At 32.2% G+C, this 25,875-nt stretch carries 22 protein-coding genes and 4 pseudogenes; 6 read left to right on the plus strand and 20 right to left on the minus strand.

The genetic code is table 11. From position 1 onward, the window contains the following. Positions 1-3 precede the first annotated feature (3 nt). Entirely contained in the window at positions 4-1,389 is a 1,386-nt protein-coding gene (locus AC1RYN_RS06365) for a TolC family protein (protein WP_481806285.1), read from the minus strand. A 164-nt stretch (positions 1,390-1,553) separates the two neighbouring features. Here AC1RYN_RS06365 and AC1RYN_RS06370 point away from each other — a divergent pair, with 164 nt between their 5' ends. After that, positions 1,554-2,591, plus strand: a complete 1,038-nt coding sequence (locus AC1RYN_RS06370) for a sensor histidine kinase (protein ID WP_481806286.1) — start codon at positions 1,554-1,556, stop codon at positions 2,589-2,591. A 1-nt stretch (position 2,592) separates the two neighbouring features. Further along, a pseudogene (locus tag AC1RYN_RS06375) lies at positions 2,593-3,302 on the plus strand (LytR/AlgR family response regulator transcription factor). Positions 3,303-3,334: 32 nt separating this feature from the next. Here AC1RYN_RS06375 and AC1RYN_RS06380 read toward each other — a convergent pair. The 16 genes and pseudogenes from AC1RYN_RS06380 to AC1RYN_RS06455 all read right to left on the minus strand — a co-directional run bounded on the left by AC1RYN_RS06380 (position 3,335) and on the right by AC1RYN_RS06455 (position 16,555). Further along, entirely contained in the window at positions 3,335-3,769 is a 435-nt protein-coding gene (locus tag AC1RYN_RS06380; RefSeq protein ID WP_481806287.1) for a DUF6526 family protein, read from the minus strand. 212 nt (positions 3,770-3,981) lie between these two features. After that, positions 3,982-4,542: a YdeI/OmpD-associated family protein gene (locus AC1RYN_RS06385; protein WP_481806288.1), complete on the minus strand. Its 561-nt coding sequence runs from the start codon at positions 4,540-4,542 to the stop codon at positions 3,982-3,984. Then, positions 4,543-4,998 (minus strand): SRPBCC domain-containing protein, encoded by a 456-nt coding sequence (locus AC1RYN_RS06390; RefSeq protein ID WP_481806289.1) that lies wholly within the window; start codon positions 4,996-4,998, stop codon positions 4,543-4,545. It abuts the gene before it with no gap. Positions 4,999-5,199: 201 nt separating this feature from the next. Continuing rightward, complete coding sequence (locus AC1RYN_RS06395; RefSeq protein WP_481806290.1) at positions 5,200-5,472, minus strand: hypothetical protein; 273 nt, start codon at positions 5,470-5,472, stop codon at positions 5,200-5,202. Positions 5,473-5,484: 12 nt separating this feature from the next. Then, complete coding sequence (locus AC1RYN_RS06400; RefSeq protein WP_481806291.1) at positions 5,485-5,739, minus strand: hypothetical protein; 255 nt, start codon at positions 5,737-5,739, stop codon at positions 5,485-5,487. A gap of 7 nt (positions 5,740-5,746) precedes the next feature. Beyond that, the gene (locus tag AC1RYN_RS06405; protein WP_481806292.1) at positions 5,747-5,995 is read right to left on the minus strand and encodes a DinB family protein; all 249 of its coding nucleotides are present in this window, start codon (positions 5,993-5,995) and stop codon (positions 5,747-5,749) included. Between the two features lie 29 nt (positions 5,996-6,024). Next, positions 6,025-6,411, minus strand: a complete 387-nt coding sequence (locus AC1RYN_RS06410; RefSeq protein ID WP_481806293.1) for a VOC family protein — start codon at positions 6,409-6,411, stop codon at positions 6,025-6,027. An 88-nt stretch (positions 6,412-6,499) separates the two neighbouring features. Then, on the minus strand, positions 6,500-6,709 hold the full coding sequence (locus AC1RYN_RS06415; RefSeq protein WP_481806294.1) for a hypothetical protein: 210 nt from the start codon (positions 6,707-6,709) through the stop codon (positions 6,500-6,502). 17 nt (positions 6,710-6,726) lie between these two features. After that, positions 6,727-7,101, minus strand: coding sequence for a DoxX family protein (locus AC1RYN_RS06420; protein ID WP_481806295.1), 375 nt, complete (start codon positions 7,099-7,101; stop codon positions 6,727-6,729). A gap of 354 nt (positions 7,102-7,455) precedes the next feature. Then, a complete protein-coding gene (locus tag AC1RYN_RS06425; RefSeq protein ID WP_481806296.1) occupies positions 7,456-7,686 on the minus strand; it encodes a GNAT family N-acetyltransferase in 231 nt (76 codons plus the stop codon). Positions 7,687-7,744: 58 nt separating this feature from the next. After that, entirely contained in the window at positions 7,745-8,197 is a 453-nt protein-coding gene (locus AC1RYN_RS06430) for a hypothetical protein (protein WP_481806297.1), read from the minus strand. 72 nt (positions 8,198-8,269) lie between these two features. Beyond that, positions 8,270-8,875 (minus strand): Crp/Fnr family transcriptional regulator, encoded by a 606-nt coding sequence (locus AC1RYN_RS06435; protein ID WP_481806298.1) that lies wholly within the window; start codon positions 8,873-8,875, stop codon positions 8,270-8,272. A 772-nt stretch (positions 8,876-9,647) separates the two neighbouring features. Further along, positions 9,648-11,094 (minus strand): annotated as a pseudogene (locus AC1RYN_RS06440) (TolC family protein). Between the two features lie 101 nt (positions 11,095-11,195). Then, complete coding sequence (locus AC1RYN_RS06445) at positions 11,196-14,357, minus strand: efflux RND transporter permease subunit (protein ID WP_481806299.1); 3,162 nt, start codon at positions 14,355-14,357, stop codon at positions 11,196-11,198. Positions 14,358-14,367: 10 nt separating this feature from the next. Beyond that, positions 14,368-15,510 (minus strand): efflux RND transporter periplasmic adaptor subunit, encoded by a 1,143-nt coding sequence (locus tag AC1RYN_RS06450; protein WP_481806300.1) that lies wholly within the window; start codon positions 15,508-15,510, stop codon positions 14,368-14,370. Positions 15,511-15,961: 451 nt separating this feature from the next. Then, a complete protein-coding gene (locus AC1RYN_RS06455; RefSeq protein WP_481806301.1) occupies positions 15,962-16,555 on the minus strand; it encodes a TetR/AcrR family transcriptional regulator in 594 nt (197 codons plus the stop codon). Positions 16,556-16,971: 416 nt separating this feature from the next. On the opposite strand from AC1RYN_RS06455, the gene AC1RYN_RS06460 reads away from it, so the two are divergent. Further along, positions 16,972-20,628: a DUF2339 domain-containing protein gene (locus tag AC1RYN_RS06460; RefSeq protein ID WP_481806302.1), complete on the plus strand. Its 3,657-nt coding sequence runs from the start codon at positions 16,972-16,974 to the stop codon at positions 20,626-20,628. Positions 20,629-20,702: 74 nt separating this feature from the next. Here the strand turns inward: AC1RYN_RS06460 and AC1RYN_RS06465 are convergent, their stop codons facing one another. Then, positions 20,703-21,626 (minus strand): ketopantoate reductase family protein, encoded by a 924-nt coding sequence (locus AC1RYN_RS06465; RefSeq protein WP_481806303.1) that lies wholly within the window; start codon positions 21,624-21,626, stop codon positions 20,703-20,705. A gap of 102 nt (positions 21,627-21,728) precedes the next feature. Here AC1RYN_RS06465 and AC1RYN_RS06470 point away from each other — a divergent pair, with 102 nt between their 5' ends. Genes AC1RYN_RS06470 through AC1RYN_RS06480 form a run of 3 tightly spaced genes read left to right on the plus strand, consistent with a single transcriptional unit; the run spans position 21,729 to position 22,553 of the window. Beyond that, on the plus strand, positions 21,729-22,043 hold the full coding sequence (locus tag AC1RYN_RS06470; RefSeq protein WP_481806304.1) for an AraC family ligand binding domain-containing protein: 315 nt from the start codon (positions 21,729-21,731) through the stop codon (positions 22,041-22,043). Between the two features lie 13 nt (positions 22,044-22,056). Further along, on the plus strand, positions 22,057-22,479 hold the full coding sequence (locus tag AC1RYN_RS06475) for a helix-turn-helix domain-containing protein (RefSeq protein WP_481806305.1): 423 nt from the start codon (positions 22,057-22,059) through the stop codon (positions 22,477-22,479). Further along, positions 22,467-22,553 (plus strand): hypothetical protein, encoded by an 87-nt coding sequence (locus tag AC1RYN_RS06480; RefSeq protein WP_481806317.1) that lies wholly within the window; start codon positions 22,467-22,469, stop codon positions 22,551-22,553. The genes AC1RYN_RS06475 and AC1RYN_RS06480 overlap by 13 nt, the downstream gene beginning before the upstream one ends. Before the next feature lie 211 nt (positions 22,554-22,764). Here the strand turns inward: AC1RYN_RS06480 and AC1RYN_RS06485 are convergent. Further along, positions 22,765-23,926 (minus strand): annotated as a pseudogene (locus AC1RYN_RS06485) (efflux RND transporter permease subunit). A 452-nt stretch (positions 23,927-24,378) separates the two neighbouring features. Beyond that, positions 24,379-25,872 (minus strand): annotated as a pseudogene (locus AC1RYN_RS06490) (efflux RND transporter permease subunit). Between the last annotated feature and the right edge of the window lie 3 nt (positions 25,873-25,875).

Genomic DNA, 25,875 nt, shown 5'->3' on the forward strand with positions numbered 1-25,875 from the left:
TAATTAAAATTCATTTATAAATAAGTCAAAATTACCTGTGGCAGCAGCCTTGAGTAAGAAAGATTGCCAAACATTATTATTGACTATATCGCGGTCTATTTCGGCACGATTAAGCGTATATAGTGTTTGAGTAATATCGGTTAATGTGGTTAATCCGTTTTTGTATAAAGTTGATTTTTGTAAATAAGCCTGAGCGGCTGCATTAACCTGAATAGGTGCTTCGGCATAATTATCCATAGTGATTTTAATTTTTGCATCAGCGAGCTGTAATTGTGCTTTTAGTTCAGTATCAATCTGGTTGTACTCATCTTGTAATCCTTGCGAAATAAATTTCTGTGCACTTACTTGTTTACTCACTCTTAATGGAGTTGTAAGATTCCAGCTAATACCAATTCCAACCAGATAATTGGTTCGGTCAGGACTGATTCCATCTATATAATTTCGATTGAAAGAAGTCTGATCGGTTACATAATTGGAGTTAAACCCCGATGCTCTTGTTTGTAAAACGCCAAACATACTCATCGTTGGGTAATAGCTTCGTTTGTACAATTTCAGTTGTTGGTTGCTGTAATCAATTTTGGTTTTGTAGTATTGAAGTGCTGGATGTAAACTATCGTTAGCTACAGAAGGGTGTATCATTTCTCTAGGAATCTGATTTACAAACAAAGTATCTGGAACAAAATCCTGAGTAGGAACTCCCATTAAAATAACCAGTTTGCTATTTTGTTCTTTTACAAAATCTTTGGCTTGGTTTAAGGCAATTTTTGCACGTGATACTTCGGCTGTAGCCAATGTAGAATCTACTCCTGCTAGTAAACCATTTTTTACTCTCGCCACGGCTGTATTCTTGAAGACTACGGCGCGTTTTAAATTCTTTTGCTGTGAGATTAATAAACGTTGGCTTGCCAGCAAATTAAGATAGGCTGCAGAGATTTTGATTTCCTGCTGAAATTTTTCTTGTTGCAAATCATATTCACGACTTTGAACTTCGACTTTAGCAAGATTGATTTTTTGTTTGATTTTTCCGAAAGTAAAAAAATCCCAATTCATATTAACCAGATACAATGCTCCAAACGAAGCGTTCCAGTTTTGTTCTGGCAATGCAGGACCAGAAGAAGCCGTTCCTAAACCATTAAATCCATATAATGCACCATTCTGGCCATTTATGGTTCCATAATCTTGTTGTGCCGATAAATTTAAATTGGGTAAATAATCCCGGTTTGCTTGCTTTAGCGTTTCTTTGGAGGCATTAGCATAATTGCTTTTTGCTTTAACACTTCCATAATTTTCAAGACCTATTTTAATAGCATCTTTTAATGATAGTGTTTGAGCAAAGGGTACCGAAACGGAAAATAATAAAAATAATAGCGTAATTTTTTTGAAATACATAAAACTCTAAGTAAGAAATTATGAAACAAAAATATTTTACTTGAACGGAAATTGCCTTTCTTAAATGATGTAATGCAATAGTAAATGATGAATTGAATTGGTCATTTAATGGCCTCAAAAAATAAAAAAATGTGGTTAATTTGTAAACTATTTAAGTATTAAAAATGAGTAAAAAAAACAATAACATATTGGATAACAAATGGTGGCAGGAGATTGCTGTTGTTATCTTTTCATTTACGCTTTATACGTTAAAAAATGACTGGATGTTATTTAGTTCTTTTACTTCCATATTAATGGGCATTTTTTTCTACTTTATATTATATATGCATGCTCAGTTCAATCGCTTTTTTCTGCTTCCTATTTTATTTAGGGAACAAAGGCCATTAACTTATGTATCTCTGACAATCTTAGGAGTATTATTATTTTCGATAGTTTTACATGAAGTAACGACATTGGATATGTTTAGCAAATGTCGGTTGTATCAAAACTCACATCAAAGGAGTTATGCGTACCAATTGGCAAGTGTTTTAGGAACGCTGGTGTGTATTTTATGTCCTATAATCGTTTTTAAATTTTATAGAATTCATAAAAGACAAACTGACGAAACGCTGTTATTTAATCAAATGCAGCTTAATGCGCTTAAAGGACAATTAAACCCTCATTTTTTATTCAATACTTTTAATACGCTTTACGGAATTAGTTTGGAGTTTCCTGATCGGACTCCCGATTTAATAATGAAAATGTCCCAATTAATGCGTTATCAATTAGAGAGTAATAACAAACAATGTGTATCGCTAGAAGAGGAACTTTCGTTTATTAATAGTTATATTCAATTAGAAAAAGAGCGAGTAGGGTATCGTTGTGATATTACATATGATTGCAAAATCGATAATGAAAATGCCTATAAAGTTTCGCCTATGTTATTAATTGCTTTTATAGAAAATGCATTTAAACACGGAACCTGTGCAATCGAAAATTGTTTTGTTCGTATTTTTATTACGGTCGAAAATGGTTTACTGCATCTTCATGTTATCAATTCGATACCAGCCAAAAAAACAAATGTAGTTTCGACAAAAATCGGATTGAAAAATACTATTGAAAGATTGAATCTAATTTATGGCAAAGAATATAAATTAGATATCCAGGATGATAATAATACCTATATCGTAGATTTAAAATTGCAACTTAAGAAGCTTGTATAAAATGAAAGAGCCAAAAAAATGTATTATTGTCGATGATGAACCTGCTGCGCATTACGTTTTGGTGAATTATATTAAGCAAAATCCACAGTTAGATTTAGTTTTTCAATGCTATAATGGCATTGAAGCTATGAATTATCTTAGAGAGAATAAAGTTGATTTGATGTTTCTGGATATTAATATGCCCGAAATAACCGGAATTGAGTTATTGAAAATTATTCCGATGCCACCAAAAACAATTTTAACGACTGCTTACTCTGAATTTGCTTTAGAAAGTTATGATTATGGGGTTATTGATTATTTATTAAAGCCTATTTATTTTCCTAGATTTTTAAAAGCAATTGACCGTTTTTTTTCTGTTGAAAATATTCCAAACAAGCTTACTGAAACTGTTGCCAATACCGTAAATGTAAAAGTCGATGGACATTTTATAGAACTAGAACTTGATACTTTTTTGTTTGCGCAAAGCTTTGGGAATTACGTAAAATTGCACACTACAAAAAGAACCTATTTGGCATCTATTACAACCAGTGAATTCAAAAGTGCCTTCCTGAATTGGGTTTTATGCGCATTCATAAATCGTATATTGTTGCTTTGGATAAAATAGATACTACTGACAAAGATTTTGTGGTAATAAAAAAAGAACGATTGCCTATCGGAATTACTTATAAAAGGGAACTATCTGATCGATTGAAGAATAAAAATATTCTTTAAATAATTGTATCATCAGGGTTTAGTGTAATAAATTATACTCTTTCGTAATCTCCCTTCCAATCAGAAATAGATTTTTTGATTGAATTTCCAGATAGATTTTCATCCAATGTTTTTTCGATTAGTATAAGGAGTTCTTTATCGGGACTAAATCGTAATGCAAATATTTGCTCATCACTTAATTGGTCTTCAATAAGTTCAAGCCTTTCTCCGCTTAATGATAAATACCTATATCTAAGTTCTAGTTTTACAATTCGGTTTTGTAATGTTAGTGCATAATGCTGGCGCAGCATAAATCCTAATCCAAATAAAACTATAAATATAAAGCTGATAAATATCCAAATTAATTGCTCTTCTGATGTAAAAGAAAAATAGATACTAAAAACGAGTAAAATTAGCAGTACTGGATAATAAACAAAATGATGAGGTGGGTAGTACCGAACATGATTTTTATAGGATTGAGTTTCCATGTGAGTTAGTTTTTTTTAAAGGTAATCAAAACTGTAGCTTCCTAAGTAGTATTTATCAATACGTTAAGAGTTAAAAGTTTTGTTAAAAAAAACTAATACATCATTTAATTAATTCGAGCATTGGTAAAATAAGTTGAATTTTAAAATATAAATGCTGATAATAAATTAAAATCTTTAGGTTGAATTACGCTAAAGACTTTTGTTTTAAATTTCTATTTCCATTTATTCTTGAATGCTTCACTATCAGTAATTAGTTCATTAAGTCGTTTTACCCGGGTAACTTCTTGCTTGGCACTCATAACCCAGTTTTTTGAAACTTTTTTATAAGAAGGAGCAAGTGTCTGAAAGAAATTCCAAGCTTTTTCATTGGCTTTAAAGATTTTCTCAAATTCATCAGAAAAATGAACTTCTTCAATTTCGTGCGTATAAATTCTGGATTTATCTTCTTTGCGTAATTTAAAACTGGCAATTCCTGCGGGTTGCATCAATCCTAGTTCGGTTAAATCTTCAACCTTTTTGATATTTATAGCACTCCAAATACTGGTTGCTTTTCGAGGGGTAAAACGTATGGAATAGCTATCGGTATTAACAGATCTACGAACACCATCAATCCACCCAAAGCAAAGTGCTTCATCTACAGATTGCGACCATGTCATACTCGGTTTATTGGTGTTTATTTTATGAAAACCTACTACTAATTCGGTTTCGTGTAGGTGATTTTGTATTAACCATTCTCTAAATTCAGCCTGGTTTTCGAAAAATAATGGTATCATTTAATTTGTTTCTACTAGTTTTTTTATTTCTTCCAAAATCGGATTCCAACCTTCTCCATTATTTAAAGCTTCAGAATATCTTCTTTGTCCATCTGCCACTGTTGAGTAATCGCCTTGAGAAACATTGAGAACGGTTTTTCCATTATTATCGGCTAATTCATATGTTACATTCAGATAATTATTTGGAATGTCGGGAATCGTTGAATTAGGGTCGAAAGTAGAGTAAATAAGCTTTTTATTTGGTTCGATGCTCACAATATGTCCTTTTACAAAAACCAAGTCCTGACCTTCATAATTAGCTTGCCAAAGAAGTTCGCTTCCCACTTCCCAATCAGACAACGCTTCGCAACCAAACATATAAACTTTTGTTTTTTCAGGATTTGTCAATGCATCCCATACTTTATCAGCAGGAGCATTTATCTCGATAGTATTGTTAACTGTTAGTTCGTTTGCCATGATTATTTGAATTACTTATTATAATATTTCTTTGTAATGTATGCAATAGGAATCCCGATACAAAAAATCAGTATTAGGATTGATAATAGTAATGGAAAATCTAAATTTTTGGCTGGAAGGACAGGAAATACAGTTGGAAGAACAATGAGGTTCATTATAATCCAAACAAAAATACCATATACGATTCCTGAAATTATGACATTATTTTTTAAAAATGGTATATATGGATAAATTATAAAATAGAATAAAGCAAAACTGATAGCAATTATAAAATGAAATAGGAGTCCGTAGAAACGCCATTTTCGGATCCCCCGAATAGGCATCTTGTTTAAAAACACCACTAGCAATAGATAGTAAAATTTTAAGAGCAGTAGTTTTTTGTAATATAACGGCATAAATAAGAATAGGGGTAATAATATCCAACGTGCCTGCAATTAAACCTGATAATAATACAGTTCCAACTTTTGATTTCATATAAATACTTTTTTATTTTTTAGTCACATTTTCAAAAATTGTATTTAATTGTTTGATATGTCTTTGTATATGAATAAGGGAGAAATTAATCCACTCATAAATTGTGAATTTTCCAAATGAAGGAATTTCAGAATCAAGACAAATTAACTTTAAATCATAAGTTTCGGATACGTGTAATAATTCTTCTTCAATTTTTTGAAGAGATAAAGTTAACGAATTTTTGTCGTATTTTTTATCCAATGGCATTATGAATTCCGGAGATTGCATTTTTATGTCAAAGTTTAGAAAGAAGAGTTTCGATATCTTTTACTTTTTCATCGGGTTTTCGAGTGGTTGTTTCAGTTGGACCGCTACACATTTTAGGATAATCTGAACTTGCCAAGATGAGGTGTTGTATAACTTGTCCTGCTGTCCAGCTTCCTTCATAAGGAACTGTATTTAGCTCTTTATTAGAAAAGGAGGAAAGTGTTTTGTAAAGCTGTTCAAATGTATCAGTGATTTTTTTTTGAAGCCCTGTTTTCATTTTATGGATTAATTTAAAGGTTATGTTAATTACCTATTTACAGATGATGTTATCCACCATACATTACCAAATGGGTCAGTTACACCACAGGTTCTGCCATAATCCTGATTACTTAATTCCATTAATGTTGTTGCGCCAGAGACTAAAGCTTTTTTGTAGGTTTCATCGGCATTGTCAACATATATAAATAAGTTTGCTGTTTGTGGTTTCCAATCCTTGGTAGCATCAGTAAACATTATAGTACTTCCACCAATTGTTATCTCTGAGTGTCTTACTGTTTCTCCATCTTCATGTAATTTATGCATGCTTGTTACTAGTTGCGCATCAAAAACATTTTTTGTAAATTCTATAAATTTTAAGGCTCCATTTAACATTAAATAGGGCATTACAGTTTGATGTGTTGTTAGGACTTCCATTTTTCTATAATTTGATTAATAATAGAATAAAATTACAATATTTAATGTTTTAAATATTTAAAAGTCAATGATTTATGAGATGTTTTGATTATTTAAGTGCCTCACAGTAATATCCGTAAGAATTAAGCAGTTCGATTATTTTTTTATTTGAAATTTTCAAATCATGTACGCGTAGAATTTTATCACAATCTTCTAAGTCAAAATTGATGCTGCTATTTGGAAAATGTTCAAGAAGTTTTCCAATAATTATTTTTGATTGTTCTACTTCTTGAACATTTGTTTTGAAAACTTCTATCATGGTTTTCTAATTTAAAACTAAAGGCTAATGTGTCTTAATAGTTTATGGTAATTAATATATGAGATTATCAAAATTACCAGAAAAATCAAAGGGAAAACGGCTTGAAAGCCAGCTCCATCAACTGCAAAGTGACTTATTGAGGCGAATATAAAATCGAAAGCAAAGCCTGCATATGCCCATTCTTTAATACGATTTGGGACTTTTGGAATTATTAATACTAGTACCCCTAAAATTTTAAAAACGACTAATGCATTTCCGAAATAGCCAGGATAGCCTAAATGTTTGATTCCTTCTTTTGCTAGTTCTGTTTGAGATGTTAGGGCTGGCATAACGCCTTCAAATAGAAAAATAATAATGGTTGTTACCCAGAAAATAATTTTTGTTGATTTCATTTTTTGTTAGTTTTTTGGTTGATTACTAATTGCTTAACGAAATTACGAATATTGTTTTTATGTTAAATACGCATTTACGACTATTTTAGGGGCGTATGAGACAATCATTTTTTTACAGTATTATGGAATTAAGGAAAGTTAAGTAACCTTAATCTTGTTTCTCTGGGAGTAACCGAAGAGTTGTGTAGGCTTCGACTCTGCTCAGCCTGACAAATAAGGAGAGTCGAAATCTGCTTAAATCCGCGTTATCTGCGTGCCATTTCTTATAGCTCTTAAACTTTGCGGTCTTTGCGTATCCTGATAGTTATCGGGACTGCGCTCTTTGCGGTTAATTTTCCTTAATGGTTAAAAAAATCACTCGCTTTTTAAAATGTAATTTTTTATGATAAACAAGTCTTCAAAGCCAAGTTTGGTATAGATTCCTTTACCCATTACCGATGCTTGTAATAGAGCATATTCGGCATTTAAATCTATAGCAAGATTGAGTGCATATTTCATTATTTCTTCGGCTAAGCCTTTTCTTCTCATTTCTGGTATAACACCAACCCCATGGATTCCAATATTATTTTCGGTTTGGAATAACATAAAAGTACCGATTGGTTGGTTTTGATATGTAACTAAATGAAATTGTACTTCATCGTAATTATGAACTAGAATTTCTTCTACTAATTATATAACCAAATGCATTGGGATATAAGTCGGACCAGATTTTGGCATCTTCGCTATTCCTTATACGTTTGAATTCTAGTGTATTTTGCAGCACAAATGGTTTCTCTAGTTTTAATGCCATTGCCACTTGTTCGGTTTTTTTAACCAAACCTTTGGCTTCTAGTATTTCATTAGAACTTGTTCCGTAAATATCCCAATATGGAATTACTAAATTAGGATTGGCTTGTAGTGTTTCAATAGCTTTTTCGGCACTATTTTGATTAACATCCTGATTAAACCATAACTTATTTGGCCAACCTGAATTTTCTATTTTACAATATTCGAAAGTATCATTTTTATGATAGGATTGAAAAGGAGTTCCTACTGTTTTCCAAAAACGGGTAAGATTGTTAATGTTGTCTGCTATAAGATTTGTATTTTTTTCCATTTTCAATAAAATTATAAGAATATAAGTCAAAGATAAGTTTGATATTATATTGAACCCTTTACCTATGTTGATTTAGGTATTTTTGTCTAAACTTTTTCTAATTCGGCTTAATTGTGTTGGGGTAATTCCTAAATGGGATGCAATATGGAGTAGGGGAATTCTATCTAAAATATCTGGGTGTTTTGCTAGTAAATCGAGATATCTTTCGGTAGCATTTTCCATAACGATTGCAATTTCTCTTTGTTCTTTTTCGATTACCCAATTTTTTTCGAGGTAAGCAATATAATAGTTTTTTAAATCTTCATTTTGGTTAATTAACTCTCTGTATTTTTTGTAGTTAATAGCAATAAGAACACAATCTTCTAACGCTTCGATTGTAAAATCAGAAGGTGTTTGTTGTAATAATGAAACTGTTGACCCTGCCAAAAAGCCTTCTAAGAAAATGTTCTTGTTATAGATATTTCCTTCTTTATCGGTAATATAAGCTCTTAAAGCACCTTTGCATATAAAGTAAATCTCTTTAGCAATTTGTCCATTCCGTAAAAGGATTTCGCCCTTTTCTAAAAGTTGAAATTCAGCAATGTTTTCTATTAATTTCCAAGAGGTTTCTGTAATAGGTGCATAGCTTTGGAGCTTTAATTTTAAATCGCTGCCATATTTATCTTTATTGATTGTCATGAGTTTTTATATGTTCTACCAAAAGTATTTAATTATGCTGAATGAATTTTAAGTTGATATGAATATTTTGGTTTTTGATACTGAAGTTTTGAATTGCCTCCAGCTTTAGCGGGAGTTTAAAGTATTGATATTGTATAGGGCTTTAGCCAAAATATTTGTCGTTTTGGATATAGCCAATCTATATTGCTCTGTATTCCTCTAGCTAAAGCTCAATGTCATTAATTTAGGACTTTTTTGATTAAATTATGGTTAATCGTTTTCTCGCAAAGACGCAAAAGCGCAAAGGTTTTAGGCGTAAACTTGGCGGCTTTGCGATTTTGCGTGAGATTTATTCGGTACAATATTACAGTTGTTTTTTCTTAGCTTAATGGCATTGAACTTTAGTTGGAGACAATTCAAAAAATTTAGCAAATTACCATTGTTGATATGTTTTGCGGTCCTTCGATTCCGCTCAGGATGACAAAAATACAGATAAAAGATTCGGATAAATGCAGGTGAAAAAATCGTATTAATCCGCATTTTAGGGATAGCAAATCCGTGTCATCTGTGTACCATTAAACACAATATTTTTCATAAAAACGAGTGCTCTAGCCCTGATGGAAACAGCATCCTTTTGTGGCGGTGTTCGCCATAAAAGATATAGTGAACAGCAGGTCCCGATAGCTATTGGGATAGCTCCTTATTCTGCTTAATTCTGGATAATAAAAAACGCTGCAAAACCTAAGTCTTACAGCGCCTTCTCAAAAAATAAATAATTAACGGGTAACAGGTATTATTTCCATCCTCCACCGAGTGCTCTATATAATTCGGTATTGGCGGTTAATTGTTCGCGTTTGATGTTGGCTAGTTCCAACTCGCTTTGTAATATATTTGCTTGTGCTGTAATAACTTCCAGATAATCCGCCATTCCGTTTTTGAATAGCATATTTGAGTTGGTTGTTGCTTGTTGCAATGTTTTTACACGCTCTTTAAGAAAGAACTGTTGGCTTTCTAATTTTTCAATTTTAACCAAAGCATCTGATACTTCACTTACGGCAACGAGCACTGATTGTCTGAAGTTTAAGACTGCTTTTTCTCTCCGCTTTAGCAATATTGTACTGTGTTCTTATTCTTTTACTGTTTAACAAAGGTTGTGTTAATCCGCCAAGTGCAGTTCCGAATAAAGAAGCTGGGATATTAAACCAATTACTTGTTTCGAATGAATTTAATCCTCCGCTTGCTGTAATTTTAAGAGCTGGGTATAAGCTTGCTTTTGTAATTCCAACAGTAGCATTTGCTTTAACCAATGCTAATTCGGCACTTTTTACATCGGGTCTCTGTCTTACTAATGATGATGGAATTCCAGTTGTTAAATTTTGTTTTAATTCGATTGAACTCAGTGTAATTGTTCTTTCTTTTGAACTAGGAAATGAACCTGTTAATACGCTTAATGCGTTTTCCTGAATGGCGATATTTTGCTCCAATAAAGGGATCAATTGTGCGGCAATTAGTTTTTGTGCCTCTGATTGCTGAATGGCTAATGAGGTTACCTGACCTGCATCGTATTTTAATTTGATGATGAAAGTGGTACTATCATTTAATTTCAGGTTTTTTTTGGCAATTTCTAATTGTGAATCGAGCATCAAAAGATTGTAATATCCTTTGGTGACATTAGAAACTATAGTCGTTTGCAATGCTTTTTTTACTTCTTCTGACTGAAGATATCCTGCATAAGCTTCTCTTTTCTGACTGCGAATCTTGCCCCAAATATCTGCTTCCCATGATAGTCCTATTCCAGCGGAATAATCTTCGATATGACTTTTATTTAAAGATTGATTCAGATTATGTCCGTTGAAACTATTTTTAGATGGATTATTAATACTTCCGTTTACAAAGGCATTCACTTCGGGGATATTTCCCCATTTTGCTTGCGATAATTGATATTGTGCAATTTCAATATTTTTAGTTGCGATTTGCAAATCATTGTTTTTTGTAATTGCACTGTCTATCAGTTTTACGATGTCTTTCTCTGTAAAGAATGTTTTCCATTCCATAGTAGCAGTACTTGTAGTATCACTTGAAGCGGATGCACCCCTGAAATTATCAGGAAATGCATCTTTTGGAACTTCAATATCCTTTGAAACTTTACAGGATATGAATGTTGTGATGAGTAACAATACCACAACAGTTTTTGTTATATAATTTTTCATTTTATATGGTATCATTAATTTTTTTGACATTTATCTTCTGGTGCTTCAAGTACTTTAGAAACTTTCCAGGATATTAATGCGAAGACAACAAATACTGTTATCAGAACTGATGTTATATAATTTTCCATTTTTTATTTTTCTTCGTTATGTATTACGGCTAATGATTTTCCAGAAACCTTTTCTTGTAAATGTTGGAATACGATAAATAGAACTGGGATGATTAATACCCCAAGAATTACCCCTGAAATCATTCCACCTGCTGCACCAATACTGATAGAGTGATTTCCTTTTGCAGATGGACCTGTAGCGCTCATCATCGGTATTATTCCCACGACAAATGCTAATGATGTCATGATAATTGGTCGTAGCCTTAGTTTAGCAGCTTCTATCGATGATGCCACTAATGATTTTCCTGCTTTTCTTCGCTGTGAAGCAAATTCAACGATAAGAATTGCATTCTTTGCCAGCAATCCTATAAGCATGACCAGAGCTACTTGTACATAAATGTTATTTTCGATACCAGTTAATCCAATAGCTACAAATACTCCAAATATTCCAACTGGGATTGATAAAATTACTGCCAAAGGCAAGATGTAACTTTCGTATTGTGCAGCAAGTAGGAAATAAATAAATATAAGACAGAGTAGGAAAATAGTTGTTGATTGCCCTCCTGAAGAAATTTCTTCACGTGTTTGTCCTGAAAACTCATAGCTATATCCTGTTGGTAATTGTTGTGCAGCAACTTCTTCAATTGCTTTAATGGCATCTCCTGAACTAAATCCTGGCTTGGGAATGGCATTAATTGAAATTGAGTTAAACAAGTTATATCTCGAAGCTGTTTCAGATCCATAAATACGAGTCAGTTTTACCAAAGTATTGATTGGAACCATTCCGCCATTTTTGTTTTTTACAAAGACGTTATTAATTGATGATGGTTCAGCTCTATCTGCAATATCTGCTTGTACAACAACTCTATAATATTTACCAAATCGGTTAAAATCGGATGCTTGTGCACTACCAAAATAGGCTTGCATGGTTTGTAGAATGTCTTTTACATTAACGCCTAACTGATCTGCTTTTTCATCATCGATATCCAATTGTAATTGTGGATAATCAGCTTTAAAGGTGGTAAATGCTACAGCAATTTCTGGTCGTTTCATCAATTCACCGATAAAGGTTTGTGAGATTCCGCTAAATTTATCTAGTTTACCGCCTGTTTTATCTTGTAACACCATATCCAATGCCTCTACGTTACTGAATCCAGGTACGGTAGGGAAACTGAATACAAAGAAACTACCTGTTGAAATAGCGCCTAATTTTCCTTGTACGTCAGCCATGATTTGATCAATATTCTTGATTGCTCCACGCTCTTCATTTGGTTTAAGCAAAACAAAAATAACGGCAGATGATGGACTTGTTGAGTTCGTTAACAAGTTAAAACCTGAAATTGCTGTTACAAATCGTGATGCATCTAATCCTCTTAAAGTATTTTCTGCTTCGGTCATTACTTTTTGAGTTCCATCTAATGATGTTCCTGATGGTGTATTAACTGCAATTGCAATAAATCCTTGATCCTCTGTTGGTATAAATCCTGCAGGAGTAGTTTTTACCATTAAGATAGTTGCAGCAGTTATTACAGCTAATCCTCCTAAACTAACCCATTTATTACGGATTAAGAATCTTAAACTTCCAACATAACGGTTTGTTAATGAGTTGAAGCTTTTATTGAATCCAATAAAGAATTTTTCTTTAAACCCTTTTTTAGCTTCAGGATCAGCTGCATGCGTTGCATGATTATTTTTTAAGAATAATGCAGCAAGTGCAGGACTTAAAGTTAATGCGTTAACTGCCGATATTAGAATTGCAATTGCTAATGTAAAGGCAAACTGGCGATAGAAAACTCCTGTAGAACCTTCCATGAAACCTACTGGCAAGAAAACAGCAGCCATTACTAAGGTAATAGAAATGATTGCTCCTGTAATTTCATGCATCGCTTCATTTGTAGCTGCTTTTGGTGATAAATTCTTGTGTTCCATTTTGGCATGCACTGCTTCGACGACGACAATTGCATCATCGACGACAATACCGATTGCTAGGATCAAGGCAAACAATGTTAACAGATTTATTGAAAAGCCAAATAGTTGCATGAAGAAAAACGTACCCAAAATAGCAACCGGAACTGCAATTGCGGGAATTAATGTTGATCTAAAATCTTGCAGGAATATAAATACTACGATAAATACTAATATGAAGGCTTCTATCAGAGTGTGTTTTACCTGATCGATAGATTGGTCTAATGAAACTTTTGTGCTATAAAAAACATTTTGTTTTATTCCAGCTGGGAAGCTTTTAGCCGATTTTTCCATCAGCTTGTTAATTGCTACCTGAATATCATTTGAGTTAGATCCTGCCAACTGTATGATCCCTATTACAACCCCTTTTTTACCATTTAAACGAGTTAAACTATTGTATGAATAAGCTCCAAGTTCAACTCTTGCAACGTCTTTTACACGAAGTATTGAACCATCGGCATTAGCGCGTATAGCTATTTTTTCATATTCTTCAGGTTTTGTTAATTTACCTTTATACTTGATAACGTATTCAAAAACTTCTTTACTGCGTTCTCCAAATTTACCTGGAGCTGCTTCTAAGCTTTTATCTTGTATCGCTTTCATTACCTCGTTTGGCGTAACCTGATAGGTTGCCATTTGTGTTGGATTTAGCCACACACGCATCGAGTAATCTCTTACTCCACCAAATATACTTGCGGAACCTACTCCAGGAATACGTTTTATTTCAGGAATAATATTGATTTGAGCATAATTGGCAATAAATGTCTGATCATATTTAGCTTCGTCTTCGGTATATAATCCAATACCCATGATGAAGCTATTTTGTTGTTTTGCAGTAGTTACTCCTTGCTGAACCACCTCTGATGGCAATTGACTTGTTGCTTGTGAAACTCTGTTTTGAACGTTAACTGCAGCCTGATCTGCATCTGTACCCAATTTAAAGAAAATAGTAATGGCTAGCGTACCATCATTACTAGCTGTTGAGCTCATATAGGTCATGTTCTCCACACCATTTATAGACTCTTCTAGTGATGGTGCTACCGAACGTAAGACAGTTTCGGCACTTGCTCCCGGATATACTGCTGTTACCAAAACGGATGGAGGGGCAATATCGGGAAACTGTTGTAAGGGTAATTTTGTAAGTCCAAGTACACCCAATATCACCAATAAAATGGAGATAACAGTTGCCAGTACAGGTCTTTGTATGAATATTTTGAACATTTTCGTTAAATTATTTTTTGTTAATTATTTGGGCAACTTTAGCAGTCGATTTCTCTGGCTGAATCACTTGTCCTTCCTGAAGTTTGTCGATGCCAGTTAATACAATTTGATCGCCAGATTTAACACCATCTTTGATAAGATAATCTGTTCCCATTTTTCCGATAATTGTGATTGGCATTTTGTTTACCTTGTTTTCTTTGCTTAGGGTATAAACAAAAACTTTATCCTGCATTTCTATAGTGGCAGATTGCGGAACCAAAATAGCATCATCATGCTGAATCCCTAAACGGATTTTGCCTGTATTTCCTGAGCGTAATGTTCCATTTGCATTTGGAAAAGTCGCTCTAAGTGTTATTGCTCCCGTGTTTTTATCGAATTGACCATCAACCATATCGATTTTTCCTAATTGTGTATATGCATTACCATCTGCAAGTATTAAAGAAACTGGAGGGAGGTTTTTGATTTTATCACCTATTGTATTTCCAGAATATTGAGTTTTAAAATTTATAAAATCTGTTTCACCTAATGAAAAATAGGCATAAACTTCATGAACATCTGATAATTTAGTTAGCGGCTCAATATCTGATACAGAAACTAAACTTCCTTGTTTTTTTGGAAGTCTTCCTATGTAACCATTAACTGGTGCTGTAATTGTAGTATAACTTAAATTAATTTTTGCAGATTCTACCATTGCTTTGGCTTGTTCAATATTTGCAGCGGCAATTCTATGAGAAGCTTTTGCTGTTTTTAATTGATAGTCTGAAACTACTTTGTTTTGTACAAGAGGAGTTAGTTTGTCAACTTCTAGTTGAGCATTGATTAATGCTGCTTCGGCTCCATGAAGGTTTGCTAATGCATTGTTAAGTTGCTCACGGAATGGACGTTCGTTTATTTTAAATAATGATTGTCCTTTTGAAACGTAAGCACCTTCATCTACAAAAACTCGGTCTAGGTTACCGCTTACTTGTGGTCGGATTTCTACATCAATTGTTCCTTGTATCGAAGCTGGATATTCGGAATCGGTGGTTGCATCTGAATTTTTAATGGCAAGCACTGGTAACAATGGGGCTGCAGGAGCAGGTGCTTGAGCCTTATCTGCACATCCTATTACAACTAAGGCAATTAGGACACTGGTAATTATTATTTTTTTCATTTTAGCTTTGATTTTAATTTGTTGAACATTTGAGTTATTTAAATTTGGATTGGGTTTTGTATTAATTTGATTCACATTTAATTGTATTAAATTTTCTAACGACGTTAAGTAAATTGGTATAAAAATCCATATAATGATTCATTCCAGTTATATTATGTAATAATTGGTATTAAATTATTTATCACTGTTAAGTGATGTGGCAAAAAAAAACAATTTCTCCTTCGACACGACTTTCGACTCCGCTCAGGATGACAAAAGGATGATAATAAATTGAAATTGTGGTATTGAATTACTGTATTAAATTTTTTAACGTTGTTAAGTGAAATTATAAAAAAAAACTTTTTTGATTTTTTTGTTTAATTCAGCTTAGGTTAATAATGGAGTACTAATGTTTGGTTCAAAATTACTACATTAAATTATTTATCAGCGTTAAGTTAGCATTAAATTTTTTTTATCGTATTGATTTTATAATTCCACCAATGGCATCTTTTAAAATTTGGGTATTAATTGTTTCCAAAACCTCACTTTTGTTAATGATGTTGATTGAGATTAATCCGTGAATAACAGAAAAGAAAGTAAAATACTTTTGTTTTATTACTTCTTCAGTTGGCTTGCTATCTTTCATTACTTCGGCAATAACTGCAACAAATAGTTTGTAAGGTGCTTCAGAAGCCGAACATCGTTCATTGCAACAAGTCATTTGTACACCAAACATTAACTGATACATTTCGGTATCGGTAAATGCAAAATCCCAATATGCCATCCACATTGCTTCAAGCTGTTCTTCAGGATTATCGTATTTGTTTCTGGCTTTTTCTAGTTCAATAGTTAATTTTACAAAACCTCTACCAGTTAGTTCTTGTAATATTGCTTCTTTATTAGAAAAGTATTCGTAAATGATTGGGGCAGTATATTCAATCTTGTCTGCGATTTTTCGCATACTAAGACCTTGCCATCCCTCATCTTTTACAATAGTACAGGCAGCATCCAGAATATTTTTTCTGGTCTCTTCTTTTTGTCTTAAAATTCGATCTTTACTTGCCATTTTTATAGAGTATTAAATTGTTTAACACCGTTAGGCAAATGTATGGCAATTTTTAAGATTAAAAAATATTTCTCTCATAGTTTTTTCTTATTGCTGAATAAATAAATTCTAAGGAAGGTGTTGTTTGAGGTAAAGTATTGAAATTCTGGATGTAATATTAAGATAAGTAATAGGTAAAAAGATAAAAGCTAAGGCATATAATGCAAATAGGATAAAGGGTATGTTAACTTGTTGAGTGTGATTAAGTTGTTCGGTTATTATTATTCTTATTAATGTCTTTTCTATGTTGTTTAGCTTAATTCATTTATAATCATTTAATTGTGCATTATTAAGTTGTTTTATTCTAACAAAAAAAACGACTTGGTGAATTTAAAATTGCTAATAATTCTTACATTAGACGATTCTAAATTTAAACTATGGCGGGTTTTCTCCTTTTTGCTTTAATTGTATGTGTTGTTATTCTATTTTATAATTTTTCTATATTAAAAAGAGAGAACGAATACTTAGATTCTCTTTATAGAAAAAACAAAGAGGAATATAATTCTTTGAAAAAGGAAATTGATGAGATTAAAAATCAAATCATGCAACCTGGTTTTGTTACCGAAAATTTAGTATCAAAAATTGCTGAAGTAGAAAACATTTCAGAACCAATTCAAGAAGTTATTCCTCAAGACATTCCTGATATTTTGGATGTTATTGATAATTCTCCTCAAAAAGAAGAAGATGTCATTATTGAAGAGTCTATAGAAAAACCTGCTTTTAGCTTTGAGTCCCGAACGATTCATATACTTGATAAAGAAGAAAATGGTAACGATAAAGAAACTCCAGAACTAGAAGAAAACCTTGAAACGCAACCTGTTTACGAACCTGAACCTCAGCCTGAGCCTCAAGTTTATGAAGAAGAGGTTTACGTAGAAAGTGCTTTTTCTATCCTAATTAAAAAGATAGAACATCAATTTGCTGAAAATTGGACAGGTATTTTGGGTACTGCAATTATGGTCTTAGGAATTGGTTATTTAAGCATTTATACTGCTTTAAAAGTTTCACCAATGTTCCGAATCTTAATTCTTTGGCTTTATGCCGGAATTTTAGTTGGATCCTATTTCTTTTTAAAAACAAAAGAAAAATGGTTTAAAACAGGACTTTGGCTTCGCAGTGCAGGAGCGAGTTTGTTTTTGTTTGGCTGTTTTGGTGCTTCGCAAATTCCGGCACTTACTTTTATAGATAATATTCCAATTGCTTATTCACTCATCGGAATTGGAATTGCAATCAATTTATATGTTGGTTACATTATAAGGCAGCAAACTTTTTTATCGCTTCACGTAATTTTAAGTATCTTGATCTTATGTGTAATTCCCGAAAAACTCTTAATTACATTCTTACTAGCAGCAATAACAGCAACGGCAGGAATCATTTTATCCTATAAAGAAAAATGGGAATATCATTTATTGATAGTTATTTCGTGCTTTATCATATTTGATATTTGGTTTACTCAAGGGGCAAATACTTTGAGTGCGTCTCAAAATATTTTTGCAATATTGGGTATCATCTTGGTTTCAGTAAGCTGTATGTATATGCAGTATCGAAACATTTATGCTAATACCCGTTTTGATAAAATTGCTTTTGTAACGCATCTTATTAACTGGGTTTTATTTGCTTTAGGCTTAATTTTGCATTCAACAGGAAGTACGATTAAAATTTTCGTTTTATTTATTGCAGGAGTCCTTTGCCTTTTTGCAACTCTTTTTGCTAGAAAGAAAAAGATCTTTTGGCTGTATCATCTGGATGGGATGGTTTCGTTTTTACTTTTTGCATTGAGTATCATCATGCTTAATGATTGGAGAGTTGGCTCTGATATTATTGCTTGTGGATTGTACGCTTTAGTAATTACTTGTTTGTTTATTGTTTATAAAAATAAGGAAGTCTTGTTGTCTAAAATATTCTTAGGGCTCAATCATATTTTCTGTTTGTTTATTTTCGGCTTTTTTGTTCTGCATATTAATCCATCTACTGAACAAACCAATATTACAAACTCCTTTGCTAGCTTGATCGTTATGATATTCATGACGTTATTTGTTCCTGTTTTTTGTTCTATTAAAAAAGAGTTCTTAGCAATAGATTCTTTTATTGTTAAAAAAGATTTGAGCTTAAATGGAGTTTTCTCGGTACTATTTTCAATATTATTTTTCTTAAGTTGGTATCATACGATTGAAATTTCGTTTTATTACCCTCTTTTATTTATCGCTTTATTGTGGTGTTCTTTACGATTCAAATTCAAAACAAATACTTTTGATTTTGGAAGATTCACTTTTTTAATCATTACCATTGCTACAGGATTAATATTAATTCTAACTGAACCAAAATCTAATTTAGATGTTGTATTTGCTTTAGGAATTGTTTCTGTAATAACATTTAACTGGTTTATAAAATTATTATATACAGATGATTCTACTATCAAAATGGTCGGGATTATTGGTGTAAATGTTTTATTAGTTTCGCTTTTATATAAATATTTTGCTCTTTATTATATTATCAAAATTTTTGGATTCTTTGTTATAGCGCTACTAAATCACGAATTTTTATGGATTCAATTTAAACGAAAAACACTTTCTGTCAACAACCAAACTTTGCTCTATGGTTCTTGTCTTGCTTTTTCGATATTTGGAAGCTTTTTGTTTTTATACAATACCCAATTTTTGAATAATACCGAAATTGGATTAATTGCTGTTGGACTTTCTATAATCGAAACGTATATTTTATTTGTAGACAAAATCAGAAACAAATCAAATGCTATTATCTCGGGGTGGGGAAATTTAAGTGTTCTTAATTCTGAATTTATTCTTTTTAATGCTTTGGTTTTTGGATTTTCTTGTATTGAAATCGATTATATCCCTGTTTATTTAGGTGCTTTGGCATTGCTTACTTTTTGGGTTTTTCAAAAAACTGAAAAAATTAAACGTTATAATATTTACTCCTTTATATTATTAATGAGCGCTATACTTATAAGTGTTTATTTAGCTATCGATGAAGCAAATGCTGCTAATAAAACGATGTTTTATGTGACACAAGCAACATGCATTTTGTTGTCTGTTGTTTATAGTTATTTACAGATTAAATGCTTGAAAGAAAAAGGAAAAATGTTTATTGCTATTTTACCTGTTATTCAAAATCTATGGATTATAATTTTATTATTTATTCAGGTAGAGATGGCTTATTTACCACTGTTATTTATGCTTTTGGCAATTCTTAATTTTGGTTTAATCGCCTACAAAAAAATAGATTTAGTCCCAGAATCGGTACTTATGATTGGGTTATTGTCTATTTTAATCTCTGTTTTATATAGTATCAAAGAACTAAATCAGTTTACCTTGTTAGACTGGGTGTTACAACTTTCTAGTATTGCTTTATTGATTGTTTTAGTGCTTTTGATGAATAAAAAAGACTTTGTTAAATCATTAAAAATAGATTATCAAATTGTCATAAACATTTGGCTTTCGATTATTATGTTCTCTCAATTAGAACACAAATGGCTTCCTGTATTTTGGGCAGCAACAGCTATAATAAACTTATGTCTTTATTATAAAAAAATCGGTACTAAAAAAGAGATTAGTATTGTTTATTATTTATTGGCAAATTTTCATTTAGCGTTTATTAGTTTCAATTATTACGAATCTAAATTTGAATTTGTTTATCTGATTATATTTGCCCTATTAGCATTATACATTTTTATTATTTATAAATATATTGAAGATTTCAAATTCAGAAACAGTATCATTATTTATCCTGCTACTTTTAGTATCGGATTGTTTCTGTTTCTCTCGTTTGACAAAGGAATCTTAACGTTCTTCTGGATTTTAGAATCTCTAGGATTATTAATACTCGGAATTATTCTGAAAGAAAAATATTTCCGTTACGTTTCGCTTTCCTTAGTTGGTGTTTGTGTAATCCGATTAATGTTTTTTGATTTATCAAATGCGGATTTCCTAATCAGAGCTTTAGTCTTATTGGGAGTAGGAGTAGTGCTTTTGATAATGAATACTTTGTTCAAAAAATACAAAGAGAGATTTGATTAAAAAAAGATAAATTTTATTTCTGCAAAGTTTTTTTAACCTTGCAGAAATCTATTCAAATCAAAATTAATTATTCTTTAATTTTGCGAAATAATTCTTTCGTTGATACTCTCATAAAAAGGTGTCAGGATTTCGTGTTTCTTACAATTTTCAATGACGTAATCTACTAAGAAAGTTTTTTCAGTTTGGTTGTTGTTTTCAAAATCCAATTGCAAAGATGATTTAGATTCAAAAGGGAATTTAGTCAATAAATCTTTTGAAGTTTCGATGTCTTCTATCGTCAGGATAATATTATTTTTGCGGGCAAGTGACTGAATCTCGATCATCATATTTTCTAGAATATGCATTAAATTTTTATCTTCTAAGAGTTGCCCAAAAGTGACTTTATAAGCTGAGGTTATTGCGGCAACTGGAGCTACAAATAGGTATTTCTTCCAGAGTATTTGATTAATATCAGAAACATAAGTAATGTCTAATCCACCCGCTGTTAATAAATCTATTAGCCATTGATTCTCTTTTTCTCCGCCAACGAAAATCTTCCCAGGTCCTCCAACATGCTGAACGTGCCCTCGTTTTTTTACATTTGATGCCACATAAATGCAACCTTCCATTATTTGCCCTAGTTCGGGTAATGTCTCACGAATAATTTCTCTTGCATTTACAACATTCTGCAAAGTGATTATAATAGTATCAGGACTTATGCAATCTTTATAAGAGTTTAGTATTTCGTTTACAGAGTATGATTTACTTGTGATTATAAGCACATCCAAGATTCCAATTTCTGTTGGATTATCTGATACTAAATCTGGAAATAGAGTTTCTTTTATGCCTTTGGATTCAAATATTAATCCGTCTTTTTGGATGGCATTTTTAGTTTCACCTCTGCAAATAAATATAATTTTGGTAGTACTGTCTTTGTACTTTTTTGCTAATGGTGCGCCAACAAATCCGCCGATACCACCAATTCCAAGAATTCCTATTTTTATTGTATCTGTATTCATCTTTTAGTATTTACTGTATTTAGGTTATTGATACAAAGTAAACTGGTTTGTATTTATATATTGATGTAAAAATATAGGTTATATTTGTATAATTTAAGGATTATGAACAACACTTTTTTTATATATAAAGATTTCGAAATTTATTCGGTTGAAGAATTAACATGGAAGAAAGAGGTGCATAGGCATAACTTTTTTGAGTTGTTATATATTGAATATGGTACTGGAAATCATATTTTGAATTCCATTCATCATAATTATAAACAGAATGATATTTATCTGCTCACACCAAAAGATTATCATTCTTTTAAAACATTAGAACCTACTAAGTTTCATTGTTTGCGTTTCTTACCTAATTTTTTTTCAAATAAAACGGAAATAGAAGAAATAAAAAATATTTTATTACCACAATCAGCTTAATGGAAATTTGATTTTGCCTGATGATGATAAGGTATTTTGCGAATTGGTGATTTTAAAAATATTAGATGAAGTAGCCAGACAAAAAGGACAGAATGAAATTATAATCAAAAGTTTGATGATGTCACTGATTCAAATAATAAGAAGAAATGCTAGTCTACATGAAAATGATTTAAATATCCAAACTACTGAGGTTTTAAAGATAGATACTATTTTAAGTTACATCCGTTTTAATATTGCGAATCCACATCTGCTTAAGAAAAAAGAAATAGCCAGTTATTTTAATGTTTCTATACATTATATAGGGGAGTATTTTAAAACTCATTTAAACATTACTTTAAGAGATTACATTGAACAAACGAAACTGAAGGTAGTAACCGAAAAATTAAGTAAAAGCAATTTGACTTTTCAGAAATCAGCAATGATTTGGGTTTTATAGACAGCAGTCATTTTAATAAATTCATTATGCGAAGTACTGGAGTTTCCCCATCTGAGTTTAGGAAGAAGGAGTAGAGGTTCAAAGGTGCAGAGGCACAAAGGTTTTTTGTAGAGGTGTATAGCAGTGCGCGTTTAGTATGTGATAAAGGAACACGATACGGATTTTTTCAGTTTCATTATTAAAGAAATCCGTTTAATCCGCGTTCCATTTCTAGACAATCTAATTAAAAAAACACCTTTAAACATGAAGTCCAAAGGTGTTCTTAAATTCAATATAGTAAGATGATTATGAATCGGTATTACTTGTATCTTTTTTGCGATATACTAGATAAAATACTTGAGGTAATACTGTTAATGATAAGATCATACAAACAATTAGACCTCCTACAATCATAATTGCCAATGGTTTTTGTACCTCTGATCCCATTCCTGTAGATAATGCTGCAGGTAATAATCCAAGAGACCCCATAAGTGCAATCATTACAATAGGTCGTATTCGGCTGTATATACCATTTGATATTGCATCTTTTAGGTGCATATTGGCTCTCATGTTTTCTTTTATGATTCCGATGAGGACAATACTATCAATTGCGCTGACTCCAAAGAGTATAATGAAACCTATTCCTGCTGATATTCCGAACACTGTTCCTGTTATCCATAACGATAAGAAACCACCTATAAAGGCATATGGCATGGCACTCACTGCTACCATAGTATCCTTGAAATTACCAAAATTGAAATACAATAAGCATAAAATAAGAATTAGTACTACTGGAACAATCATCGCTAATTGTTTAGATGCTCTTCTTTACTTTCAAATTCTCCAGCCCATTTCATTACATTTTCTTTAGGTAGTTTTACTTCGGCAGCCACTTTTTTCTGTGCCTCGTTAATTGTATGCCTAGATACTCGACCTTCGATACTAAATCCTACTGCGATATAACGACTATTTCCTTCACGGTATATAAATGTTGGACCCGTTTTATATTCTACAGTAGCGATTTCTTTTAAAGGAACCTTTTTTCCATTCATGGTTGGAATAAGGATATCTTCTATCTTTTCTTTGAGTCTCGGTATTCTTTTTCGAAACGTATACTAATATCAAATATCTTTTCGTCATCATAAAACTGGGTTGCTGCTTGTCCTCCAATTGTCATTCGAATAACTGCTTGCGCATCGGCAGTTGTAATAGCATAACGTGCCATTTTTTCATCATGGAGTTGTATTCTTAATTCTGGTAAACCTATGTTTTTATATACATTTATATCTTCAATTCCTTTTACATCTTTTATAGATTTGGCAACTTTTGCCGCCATTTCTTCTAATTGAAATAAGTCATTTCCGAAAATCTTTATAACAAGAGGACTTTTTACACCTGCGACATATTCTTCTACATTATCCTGAATAGGTTGGCTAAAACCAAAGCTAATTCCTGGATATACATCCAACTCCTTTTTAATCTTCGGCGATTAAGTCCTCTTTACTAATTTTACGTTTCCATTCATCCTGATGTAATAATTCAATATGCAATTCGATATTAAAAAATCCTGTTGGATCGGTTCCGTCATTTGGTCTTCCTGTTTTCGTAAGTATAAATTTTACTTCTTCAAATTTTCTTATTTTCTTTCATCTCTTTTGTAAGACGTACAAGTTCATCAAGATTAATGCTATTAGGTAAAGTTGCTCTTACATAGATCGCTCCTTCATTTAGTTTCGGAATAAATTCGGAACCATAAAAAGCAAATTTGGCACAACATACAGCAAGTAATACCAAGAATCCGTATAATGTTGCTTTACGATTTCGAGTACTCCATTTAAATAATTTAAATAGGTTTTCTCTTTAAAGAAAACCGCGAAATCATATTTTCTTCTAAAACAATATTTTTGGTCAACATTACTTTTACACATTACTAGGTACGTAGGTAAGAGACAGGATTAATGAGCCTAATAACGCATAGCTTAAAGTAAAGGCTAGGGGAGAGAACATTTTACCTTCTACCTTATTAAAAGAGAATATAGGCATAAGTGCTACAATCAAAATAATTAGAGCAAAGAAAATATTAAGTAGCTACACTACCGATGCTTTTCTTGATAAGTCCCATTTTACTCATTTTGTTAAAACGTTCCATACCTACTTTATGCGCTTTCTTTTCCAGCGATACAGAAAGACCTGTTCGACTATGACTACGTGTTCCCTCGAGCAACAGCCCAAAATCCAGAGCTCCATAGATATTAAGTTGGCTGGTAATCCTTGTATTCGTAACATTATAATTGCGAATAAGAATGAAAGCGGTATTACCGATGCAACAATTAATGATGTACGCCAATTGTAAAGGAAAATAAACACTATTAATGATACTAGTAATATTCCTTCAACAACTTTTGTAACTGTTTTTACGGTTGTGTTTACCAACTCAGTACGGTCTATAAACGGAACTATTTTTACAATTATCCGGGAGTACTCTTTCATTAAGTTCATTTAAACGATCTTTAAGTCGTTTTATAACTCGCCTGGATTTTCTCCACGAAGCATAATTACAATACCTTCTACAACATCATTTTCGTTATCTAGACCTACTTGTCCTAGTCTTGGTTTAGCTGCTATTTTAACTTCGGCTACGTGTTTTACTAATATTGGTGATGCTCCTTTGGTTTCTATTAGTATATTACCAATATCTTCTATTTTATTGATAAGACCAACTCCTCTTACTACATATGCCTGATCCCCACGCTGGATTACATCACCACCAACGTTTACGTTACTTTTGGAGACAGCTTCGTAAACATCGAGTGCTGATAGATTATAATTTTCTAATTGTGTAGGGTTAATTTTTATTTCGAAGATTTTTTCTTCTCCACCAAAGCTTACTACATCGGCAACTCCGGGAACTGATACCAGTTCTCTTTCGATTACCCAATCCTGAATGGCTTTTATTTCTTTAATTGGTAAATCACTTTTTATGACATACCTGAATATTTCACCTGTTGCTCCGGATGGTGGTTCAATATCTACATCTGCACCTTCAGGAAGATCTAATCCGTTAAGGCGATTAGATGCATATTGTTGCGCGTAAAAATCCTCAACATCATCATCAAATAATACGGTTACAACTGATAATCCAAAAAGTGAAATAGAACGTACTTCGGATTTTTTCGGAATCGTATTCATCTGTTTGGAAATAGGAAGTGTAATAAACTTCTCTACTTCTTCGGCGCTTCTTCCTGGCCATTGTGTAATTATCCTTGCTCGGGTATTGGTTACGTCGGGAAAAGCTTCTATAGGCGTATTGATATAGCTTACTATTCCGGCTACTAGTAGTACTGCAGTCAAGAAAAACACGATGAGTGAGTTTTTTAACGAAAATGCTACTAAACCTTGTACAAATTTTTTCATGTC

This window comes from Flavobacterium sp. TC780, assembly GCF_056783245.1.

Excerpts from the sequence above, each read along its gene's own strand:
- AC1RYN_RS06370 (WP_481806286.1), top strand. The coding sequence starts at position 1,554 with ATGAGTAAAAAAAACAATAACATATTGGATAACAAATGGTGGCAGGAG.
- AC1RYN_RS06465 (WP_481806303.1), bottom strand. The coding sequence starts at position 21,626 with ATGAATACAGATACAATAAAAATAGGAATTCTTGGAATTGGTGGTATC.
- AC1RYN_RS06445 (WP_481806299.1), bottom strand. The coding sequence starts at position 14,357 with ATGTTCAAAATATTCATACAAAGACCTGTACTGGCAACTGTTATCTCC.
- AC1RYN_RS06405 (WP_481806292.1), bottom strand. The coding sequence starts at position 5,995 with ATGAAAACAGGGCTTCAAAAAAAAATCACTGATACATTTGAACAGCTT.
- AC1RYN_RS06430 (WP_481806297.1), bottom strand. The coding sequence starts at position 8,197 with ATGGAAAAAAATACAAATCTTATAGCAGACAACATTAACAATCTTACC.
- AC1RYN_RS06400 (WP_481806291.1), bottom strand. The coding sequence starts at position 5,739 with ATGCAATCTCCGGAATTCATAATGCCATTGGATAAAAAATACGACAAA.
- AC1RYN_RS06460 (WP_481806302.1), top strand. The coding sequence starts at position 16,972 with ATGGCGGGTTTTCTCCTTTTTGCTTTAATTGTATGTGTTGTTATTCTA.
- AC1RYN_RS06455 (WP_481806301.1), bottom strand. The coding sequence starts at position 16,555 with ATGGCAAGTAAAGATCGAATTTTAAGACAAAAAGAAGAGACCAGAAAA.
- AC1RYN_RS06385 (WP_481806288.1), bottom strand. The coding sequence starts at position 4,542 with ATGATACCATTATTTTTCGAAAACCAGGCTGAATTTAGAGAATGGTTA.
- AC1RYN_RS06410 (WP_481806293.1), bottom strand. The coding sequence starts at position 6,411 with ATGGAAGTCCTAACAACACATCAAACTGTAATGCCCTATTTAATGTTA.
- AC1RYN_RS06395 (WP_481806290.1), bottom strand. The coding sequence starts at position 5,472 with ATGAAATCAAAAGTTGGAACTGTATTATTATCAGGTTTAATTGCAGGC.
- AC1RYN_RS06435 (WP_481806298.1), bottom strand. The coding sequence starts at position 8,875 with ATGACAATCAATAAAGATAAATATGGCAGCGATTTAAAATTAAAGCTC.
- AC1RYN_RS06415 (WP_481806294.1), bottom strand. The coding sequence starts at position 6,709 with ATGATAGAAGTTTTCAAAACAAATGTTCAAGAAGTAGAACAATCAAAA.
- AC1RYN_RS06470 (WP_481806304.1), top strand. The coding sequence starts at position 21,729 with ATGAACAACACTTTTTTTATATATAAAGATTTCGAAATTTATTCGGTT.
- AC1RYN_RS06420 (WP_481806295.1), bottom strand. The coding sequence starts at position 7,101 with ATGAAATCAACAAAAATTATTTTCTGGGTAACAACCATTATTATTTTT.
- AC1RYN_RS06450 (WP_481806300.1), bottom strand. The coding sequence starts at position 15,510 with ATGAAAAAAATAATAATTACCAGTGTCCTAATTGCCTTAGTTGTAATA.
- AC1RYN_RS06390 (WP_481806289.1), bottom strand. The coding sequence starts at position 4,998 with ATGGCAAACGAACTAACAGTTAACAATACTATCGAGATAAATGCTCCT.
- AC1RYN_RS06380 (WP_481806287.1), bottom strand. The coding sequence starts at position 3,769 with ATGGAAACTCAATCCTATAAAAATCATGTTCGGTACTACCCACCTCAT.
- AC1RYN_RS06365 (WP_481806285.1), bottom strand. The coding sequence starts at position 1,389 with ATGTATTTCAAAAAAATTACGCTATTATTTTTATTATTTTCCGTTTCG.
- AC1RYN_RS06425 (WP_481806296.1), bottom strand. The coding sequence starts at position 7,686 with ATGTTATTCCAAACCGAAAATAATATTGGAATCCATGGGGTTGGTGTT.